Here is a 1859-nt window from a genome sequence, read left to right on the forward strand (position 1 = left end):
AAATTTGGTACTGAGCCAGGCTAATTTAGAGGAAGAAATCACTACACTTGCCCTATCGAATGAAATACTTATCGCTGCCTGTGGCTCAGAGGTGGAGTTACAACTACCAAGCTTAAGCTACCCTCCCGCACTCCCTTATGATGCTAATTTCACAAGCAACAATGCAATCCTGGAAGCACATGATGTGAGTTTTGAGGAGCTTATAAATAATGCACCAGAAGCCAATGTCAACTCCAATGTACAGGAATGCTTTGCCAATCAATTAAATATAGAGCTACATAAATTATTAATAAACACTGATGTGACTGATACAACTTTGCAAAATCTTTATGGTGCTGATGCTACTTCAAGCCTTCTGTGTAATGTGGAAGAACTTTGCAAAAGAACAGGACTCGGCATCAATGAACTCAATGAGTACCTTGCCATACCTGTATTTGAGCAATCCGTATCAACGTTGTCTGCATCAGCTACAAACAATCAACCAGTCCCTTCAGGACGTTATGGATGCCAATATTTAAATCATTCAACGTTTAGTTGGAGCAGAGCTACTACAGGTAGCGGCGTACTATTAACAACAACAAATGGTGAGCTTAAATCTTATAGCATCTCCAGTGATACTTTTACAACAGATCAAATTGAAATATTTTCAATTTCTCCCTCACCCGTAGACAATAGCTTAGTTTTGTCTATTTCTTCACTTCTATCTGATGTTAATCATGATGTAATGTATATTGAGATTAATGACGAACCCGTATTGTTTGAAGAGATTAGTGGTGAAGGAATACAGTATAAAATCTTCAATGTAACCACTGAAATTTCTAATTCAATAGCGGTGAAGGTAAAACGTTCCGAGAACGAGGATTTTGTCTCAACGACCACGCTATCTTTGAGTGATAATACTGCTGCACAACTTACAAATGAATTTTTTATAAAGCTCAGTAAACTCATTCGTTATTGCCAATCAACTGGCCTATCACCACAGTTACTAAGCCGACTCATTCATGATTATGATATGCCAGGGGATATTACTTCTCTCTCCTTAATACCTAGCGGTCACATTAAACAATATATGGAACGCTATAACATTAATGAAGAAGAAGCATACGTTTTAGCCGGTCAAGAAATCAATATATACGCTGCTGCAGGGCAGCTAAGTCAGTTTGACGCATTATTTAACAACCCACCATTGGGTGGCGAGACTTTTCATATTAGTGGTGCTGAAATTAATTGTGCGCCAGATGCACCATACTCACATGACAGAGCGATCTTAAAGCGTGCCTTTATGACCGATGATGCCGAACTTGATTTACTGTCTCGTCTTGGTGGCGGTTCAAATACAGTAACACGTGATCTTCCCCATATTAGCCAGCTTTATAGGGCATGCTTATTTGCCAAAATACACAGCCTTTCTATCAAACAGCTATGGCTGACGTTTGAAATACTGGAGTTTAATTGGACTGGCTTTTGGGATCAAGATCACAATGAGCTGCATCAAGCTTTAACATCAATCGTTCAGATGATGCAATGGCTGAAAGACCAAAAGATAACGGTAGAGGCTTTATATATAATGACCTGTACCAACTATCCAGATACGTTGACACCGGAGATAGAAAGCTTTCTGTTAACGCTTTATGATGGTGTGGAAAGCTCCCTCAGAGGCAATGGTCTAAAACAAGCACTAGCACCTTATATATCAGCTCAGTTTATATTACCAGGTACACTCGAAGCCACACTGACGCAAAACTGGCTGGAAGCGATTGCTGTAGAGCGTGGACTTAATGTCTCATCAGTTGCTACAGTCGATGAGTTCTGGCAGCTCGTTGTTGCACGTTACACTAACGATAGAGAAAACCCTGATA

At 39.9% G+C, this 1859-nt stretch carries 1 protein-coding gene; it reads left to right on the plus strand.

The window, feature by feature from the left end:
• A partial coding sequence (locus ACQ96U_RS27045) for a hypothetical protein (protein WP_431724392.1) occupies window positions 1–1859 on the plus strand: 1859 nt, incomplete at both ends.

Source organism: Zooshikella sp. RANM57, assembly GCF_050749885.1.
Taxonomy (GTDB): Bacteria; Pseudomonadota; Gammaproteobacteria; order Pseudomonadales; family Zooshikellaceae; genus Zooshikella.